Source organism: Amycolatopsis sp. NPDC033938 (assembly GCF_055575975.1).
The window spans coordinates 95,510-102,386 of record NZ_JBVIRO010000026.1 but is presented as its reverse complement, the minus strand read 5'-3'; the positions used below and the strand labels follow the sequence as shown (position 1 = coordinate 102,386).

Genomic DNA, 6,877 nt, shown 5'->3' with positions numbered 1-6,877 from the left:
ATGCTTCAACCGGCTCAAACAATTCCGAGGCCTGGCAACCCGTTTCGCCAAACGAGCCGCCTATCACCGCGCCGAGATCATCCTCGCCTGCATCACCTCCACCTCCGATGAAGATCCCCAGGACACGCCCTAGAAGCTTCTTTGAGGGACACCACATGTCCCGAAAGTGGCTCTCGCGACATGAGCAGCGGACGCAGGCCGCCCCACCGTCAGAGGTGTCGGCCACGACGCTTTGCCTTATCCCTCGAATCCGAATCGCCACTCACGAAACCTCGGCCACCTGATTGGGCTGACCGAGCGAACGAGCCCCCGGCTCCGTTGACCCCCGGGCGAGCCCGTCCGTACGGTTCAGGGGTGGGCACCTCGGCCTCGGCAGGCCGGCCGGGCAACATCCCCGCCGGGACCACAAGTTTCGTGGGTCGAAAGCAGGACGTCGCCGAAGTCAAAAGGCTCTTGTCCAAAGCCAGGCTGGTGACACTGACCGGGGTCGGCGGAGTCGGCAAGACGAGGCTGGCCCTCCATACCGCCACCGAGCTGCGCCGGGCGTTCCCCGATGGCGCTTGGCTCGTCGAACTCGCGGATCTGTCCGACCCTGCCCTGCTGGTCCACACCGTGCTGGAGGCGCTGGGCGTTCGCGACGACACGGGCCGAAACCAGGCGGACGTGCTCGCGGATCACCTGCGGGAGCGCCGGATCCTGGTGATCCTGGACAACTGTGAGCACCTGATCGACGCTTGCGCCGCCTCGGTGGACCGGCTGCTGAGGATGGCGCCGGGGCTCCGCGTCCTCGCCACCAGCAGGGAACGGATCGGGATCCCCGGCGAGCACCTGTGGCAGGTCGCGCCGTTGCCGCTGCCCGATCCGCTGGTCCCGCTTCCCCCGGACGGTTGGCGTGGCTATGCGGCGATGGCGTTGCTCGCCGAACGGGCGGCCGCCGTCGAGCCGGGTTTCGCAGTCACCGACGAAAACCAGGAACTGATCGCGCGGGTGTGCCGGATGCTGGCGGGGATACCGCTGGCGATCGAGCTGGCCGCGGTCCGTGTCCGCGCGTTGTCGCTCGATGAGCTGGCGAGGCGGCTGGAGGACAGCTTTCACTTGCTGGCCAAGGGAGAGCGCGGCGGACTGCCTCGGCACCAGACCTTGCTGGCCGCGGTCGAATGGAGCCATGACCTGTGCGGAGCTGCCGAGCGGCTCCTCTGGGCGCGGGCGTCGGTGTTCGGAGGTGGCTTCAGTCTGTCCGCGGCTGAATCCGTTTGCGCTGGCGACGGGCTGCCCGCCGGATCGGTGCTCGGACAGCTGACCGGACTGGTGGACAAGTCGGTCCTGCTCGTCGAACGCGACGGTGGTCGGACGAGGGACGGTGGTCGGACGAGGTATCGGCTGCTGGAGCCGCTTCGCCAGTTCGGCAGGTCGAAGCTCCACGCCATGGGTGACGAGGAGGTGGTCCTGCGCCGTCACCGGGATTACTACCTGGCGCAGGCCGAGCAGAGTGAGCGGGACTGGTTCGGGCCGAAGCAGGCGGAGATCTTCGTGCGGACCAAACTCGAGCACGCGAATCTGCGCGCCGCGCTCGACTATTGCCTTGCCACCCCCTCCGAGTTCAAAGTCGGTCTGAAACTGGCTGCCACGTTGTGGTTCTACTGGGCAGGTTGCGGTGTGCTGGGCGAGGGGCGGCACTGGCTCGACCGTGCGCTCGAAGCCGTCCCAGACGGCGGCGAAGATCGCTTGAAAGCGCTGTGGGTCAACGGCTACGTCTCGACCCTGCAGGGTGACGTCGCGCGTGCGGTGACGTTGCTGGGGGAGTGCCGGACGGAAGCGGGCCGGGTGGAGGACGAGCGGGCGCTCGCCTACGCGATCCACCGCCTGGGATGCAACGCGCTGGTCGGCGACGACGTCGGCTATGCGAAAGACCTGTTCGAAGACGCCCGGATCCGTTATCGGCGACTGGGCGAGATGAACGGCAACGTGATGCTGGCCGGGATCGAGCTGGCGATCGCGTCGATCTTCCTCGGTGAGCTGGAAGAGGCCGCGGCGTTGTGCGAAGAGGCTCGCGCGATCGGCGCGGCGCACGGTGAGGAATGGGCCTACGCCTACGCGATCTACGTACTGGCGCTCGTGGCGCTGAACCGGGGCGAGTTCGACCTGGCGACCGGCTACGCGCGCAACTGCCTTCGCCTCAAGCGCACGTTCAACGACCTGCTCGGCATGGTGCTGTCGATCGAGGTGCTCGCGTGGATCGAGGCGTCGCTCGGGCAGTGGGAGCGATCGGCGACCCTGCTCGGCTGCGCGCGGAGGATGTGGCAGTCCGTCGGTTACCCGATGTTCGGCTCGAAGTACTTCGGTGCCCCGCACGGCGACTGCGAGGCGCGAACCCGTGAGGCGCTCGGTGACAGCCGGTACGCGATGCTGTCGCGGCACGGCAGTGAGTTCACCTTGGAGGAGGCCGTCGCTTTCGCGCTCGACGAGGTCGAGAGAGCGGAAAGCGGCCCCGTCGCCGAGGTCGAGACGGTCCTCACCGACCGGGAGCACGAGGTCGCGGTCCTGATCACCGACGGCCTGTCCAATCGGGAGATCGCCGATCGGCTGGTGATCTCCCGCCGGACCGCCGAGGGACACGTCCAGCGCATCCTGCGGAAGCTGAACTTCGATTCCCGGGCCCAGATCGCGGCCTGGGTGACCCAGACGGCGGTATGGGCCGAGCGGAACAGCGGAATCCGGCAACGCCATCCGGAGTAGTCAGTGGTTTGGACCATCACTGTTACCGAAGCGTGATCTGGGCGGATCGCACCGCCGGTTACTTTGTTGTGGCGCGCAACGAATTGCTTCGCCCGTGGATTTCCAACGCCGGAGGTGTCACGACGTGAATCGGATCCTTGTGCAGCCCAAACGGCGGAAAGGGCCGAAGGGCACGCTCGCCCTCTGTCTTTCCGCACTCCTGATCGTCACCGGTCTCGGTGGCGCCACCGCCTCCGCGGCCGAGGACTACAGCCAGAGCGCGACGTCCGTGAACGCGACACAGGCGCAGTTCTCCTTCACCCCGGCGACGCCCGCCCGCTACGTCGACATCCACTACACCGGTGTGCCCGGGATCGGTCAGCAGAACGTCCGCATGACCGAGAGCGGCGGCACCTGGCGGCACACCGTCGGCTCGCTCAGCACCGGCACGGTGCTCGATTACTGGTTCACGTACGAGAAGAACGGGCCACAATACGACACCCCGCACTTCAGCTACACCCACGGTGGTGGCGGCACAGCGGTCGCCGCGCCCACCTTCGATCCACCCGGTGGGAGCTATCCGAGCGCCCGCACGGTGACGTTGTCGACCGCGACCGCCGGCGCGACCATCCGGTACACAGTGGACGGATCCACGCCGACCGCGTCGTCCACTGTGTACTCCGGCCCGATCACGGTCTCGGCGTCCTCGACGATTTCCGCGATCGCGCTGAAGTCCGGCTCGGCGAACTCGACGGTGGCGTCCGCGAGCTACACGATCGGATCGACGCAGGCGACCTGCCCGGCGCAGGCCGAGGTCCCGGATTTCGGCCCCAACGTGCGGATCTTCGACCCCGGCATGTCCGCGTCGTCGATCCAGACCCGGCTGGACGCGGACTTCAACGCCCAGAAGGACACGCTGACCGCGCAGTTCACCGAACGCCGGTACGCACACCTGTTCAAGCCGGGTGTGTACAGCGGGATCCACGACGACGTCGGCTACTACACCTCCGTCGCCGGTCTCGGACAGAACCCGGGCGACGTGGTGATCAACGGTGACGTGACCGTCGACGCGTTCAACGAATCGGACAAGGGCGTGGCGCTGCAGAACTTCTGGCGCTCGGCGGAGAATCTCGCCGTCGTCCCGAGCGGCGGGGCGACCCGCTGGGCCGTCGCGCAGGCCGCCCCGTTCCGCCGGATGGACATCCGCGGCGGGCTGAACCTCTTCCCGGCCAGCTACGGCTTCGCCAGCGGCGGCTACACGGCCGACACCAAGGTCTCCGGTAAGACCGCGTCGATCTCGCAGCAGCAGTGGTACACCCGCGACAGCAGCTATGGCAGCTGGGAGGGCGGCGTCTGGAACATGGTCTTCTCCGGGACGAACGGTGCCCCGGCGAACACGTTCCCGAATCCGCCGGAGACGACGCTCGGCACCACGCCGGTGTCACGCGACGTGCCGTACCTGTACCTCGACGGCTCCGGCAAGTACCGGGTGTTCCTGCCTTCCCTGCGCACCAACGCTTCCGGGCCGAGCTGGGCCAACGGCAGTACCCCGGGCAGCTCGCTGCCGATGAGTCAGTTCTACGTCGTGAAGGCGGGGGACACGGCCTCGTCGATCAACACCGCGCTGTCCCAGGGCTGCAACCTGTTCTTCACGCCCGGCGTCTACCACCTCAACCAGACGCTGAACGTGAGCAAGGCCGGGACCGTCGTCCTCGGCGTCGGGTATCCGACGCTGGTGCCGGACAACGGCGTCGACGCGATGCGGGTCGCGGACGTGGACGGCGTGCGGCTCAAGGGCCTGCTGTTCGACGCCGGCACGACCAACTCGCAGTCGTTGCTCACCGTCGGCCCGGCGGGCTCGACGGCGAACCACTCGGCCAACCCGACGACACTGCAGGACGTGTTCTTCCGGATCGGCGGACAGGTCGCGGGGAAGGCGACGAACAGCCTGATCGTCAACAGCCGCGACACGATCATCGACCACATCTGGGCGTGGCGGGCCGACCACGGCAACGCGGGCACCTACGGCTGGACGGTCAACACCGGCGACACCGGACTGGTGGTCAACGGGGACAACGTGCTCGCGACCGGTCTGTTCGTCGAGCACTACCAGAAGTACCAGGTGATCTGGAACGGCCAGAACGGCAGGACGATCTTCTTCCAGAACGAGATCCCCTACGACGTCCCGGATCAGGCGGGATGGAAGAGTCCGAACGGGCGCAACGGGTACGCCGCCTACAAGGTGGGGGACAACGTGACCACGCACGAGGCGTGGGGCCTTGGCAGCTACTGCTTCTTCAACGACAACCCGTCGGTGAACCTGTATCACGCGTTCGAGGTACCGAACCGCTCCGGCGTCCGGTTCCACAACCTGGTGACGGTTTCGCTGAACTACAAGGGCACCATCACCCACGTGATCAACGACGCCGGCGCGGTGACGCCGCCGGGGACGACGCCGAGCAACCTGGTCAGCTACCCGTAACTCGACCGCTCGTGAGTGGCGATTCGGGTTAGAACCCGAATCGCCACTCACGAGCGCGCTCCGCTGCCGGCGCACCAACGAGCCATTTCAACCCACGTGAAAACAGCACGGACCGGCGGTGTGACGGGCGCGCGCCTGGGTACCCGAGGACGGTTCACCGTCCCAACGGATACTCGGAGGCACCATCATGACGGCATCACCGACCAGGGTCGCGCGTTCGCCGCGGCAGGCCTTCGCGGCGGCGGTAGGGCTGGTCTTCCTGCTCGTCGGCGTGCTGGGTTTCATCCCCGGCGTCACCACGAATTACGACCGGCTGGGCGGCATGGGCCACGATTCAGGCGCGCTGCTGCTCGACTTCTTCCAGGTTTCGATCCTCCACAATCTCGTCCACGTGGCGTTCGGGATCGCGGGGATCCTGATGGCCAGGACAGCGGGGGCGGCGCGATCGTTCCTCGTCGGCGGCGGCGTGATCTACCTGGTCCTCTGGCTGTACGGCCTGCTCATCGACCATGGTTCGGCGGCGAACTTCGTGCCGGTGAACGGCGCAGACAACTGGCTGCACCTCGTTCTCGGACTCGGCATGGTCATTTTGGGCGTCGTCCCCGTCGCGAGCGCTCGTACACGTTAGAAACCGGGCTCAGTCGTTCTGCCGCGTGCGAGCCTCGGCGACCTCTTCCGTCTCTTCGTCGTCCATCGCCCGGGTGTCGCGAGGAGGGAGGAAGGGCTCGTTCGCAGCGGGACGGCCGTCCGCGAGTTCCTTTCCCCGGGTGAGTTCGGCGTCGAGTTCGGCGCCGAACAGGACGGCGATATTCGAGATCCACAGCCAGATCAGGAACACGATCACCCCGGCGAGGGAGCCGTAGATCTTGTTGTACGAGCCGAAGTTGCTGACGTAGAAGGCGAATCCGGCCGTCGCCGCCGCCCAGAGCAGCACCGCGACGAAGCCGCCCGGGGTCATCCAGCGGAAGCGCGGCTGCCTGACGTTGGGGCTCGCCCAGTAGAGCACGGCGAAGGCCAGACCGGCCAGCAAGGCGATCACCGGCCATTTCGCGATGTCCCAGACGAGGACCCCGGTCGAGCCCAGTCCCACCAGATCGCCGAGGTACCTGGCCACGTCGCCGGTCGTGACGATCCCGAGGGCGCAGAGCGCGAGGATGACGAGCAGCGCGATGGTCAGCCCGAGCCGCAACGGCCAGAGTTTCCAGACGGGACGACCCTCCGGCATCGAATAGATGACGTTCGAAGCCCGGATGAACGCGCCGAGATAGCCGGACGCCGACCAGACCGCGCCCAGCAGACCCACTATCGCGGCCGGACCGGCGAGACCGCTCGACCCGGACAGCTCGTGGGTCGCGCCGAGCAGGAGGTCACGGCCCAGCCCGGGAGTGATCTGTCCGGCGCTGTCGATCAGTGCCTGTTCGGCGGAAGGTCCCATCAGTCCCAGCAGTGCGGTGAGCACCAGCAGCCCGGGAAAGAGCGAGAGCACGCCGTAGTAGGTCAGTGCGGCCGCGTGGTCCAGGAGCTCGTCCCGGTTGAACTGGACGACCGTTCGCTTGAGCACACCCCACCACGATCGCTTCGGCAGATCGGTGGGGCCTTCCGGTCCTTTGTTCTTCTTGCCTGCCAAGGGGACCTCCTGGTGGGGATCCCTTGGCATACCCCGGTTCGCCGGGCTGAAAC

General features: G+C 67.1%; 4 protein-coding genes. 3 read left to right on the top strand and 1 reads right to left on the bottom strand.

What is annotated here, in order from left to right; translation table 11 throughout:
* Nucleotides 1–354: 354 nt before the first annotated feature.
* The 3 genes from ACZ5ZX_RS38405 to ACZ5ZX_RS38395 all read left to right on the top strand — a co-directional run bounded on the left by ACZ5ZX_RS38405 (nt 355) and on the right by ACZ5ZX_RS38395 (nt 5,825).
* A complete protein-coding gene (locus ACZ5ZX_RS38405; protein WP_465506907.1) occupies nt 355–2,736 on the top strand; it encodes an ATP-binding protein in 2,382 nt (793 codons plus the stop codon).
* A gap of 124 nt (nt 2,737–2,860) precedes the next feature.
* Nucleotides 2,861–5,197 carry a chitobiase/beta-hexosaminidase C-terminal domain-containing protein gene (locus tag ACZ5ZX_RS38400; protein WP_465506906.1) on the top strand — a complete coding sequence of 779 codons (2,337 nt, stop codon included), beginning with the start codon at nt 2,861–2,863 and terminating at the stop codon, nt 5,195–5,197.
* Between the two features lie 187 nt (nt 5,198–5,384).
* Entirely contained in the window at nt 5,385–5,825 is a 441-nt protein-coding gene (locus ACZ5ZX_RS38395) for a DUF4383 domain-containing protein (protein ID WP_465506905.1), read from the top strand.
* A gap of 9 nt (nt 5,826–5,834) precedes the next feature.
* Here ACZ5ZX_RS38395 and ACZ5ZX_RS38390 read toward each other — a convergent pair whose 3' ends face one another.
* Nucleotides 5,835–6,854 (bottom strand): YihY/virulence factor BrkB family protein, encoded by a 1,020-nt coding sequence (locus ACZ5ZX_RS38390; protein ID WP_465506904.1) that lies wholly within the window; start codon nt 6,852–6,854, stop codon nt 5,835–5,837.
* Nucleotides 6,855–6,877 lie beyond the last annotated feature (23 nt).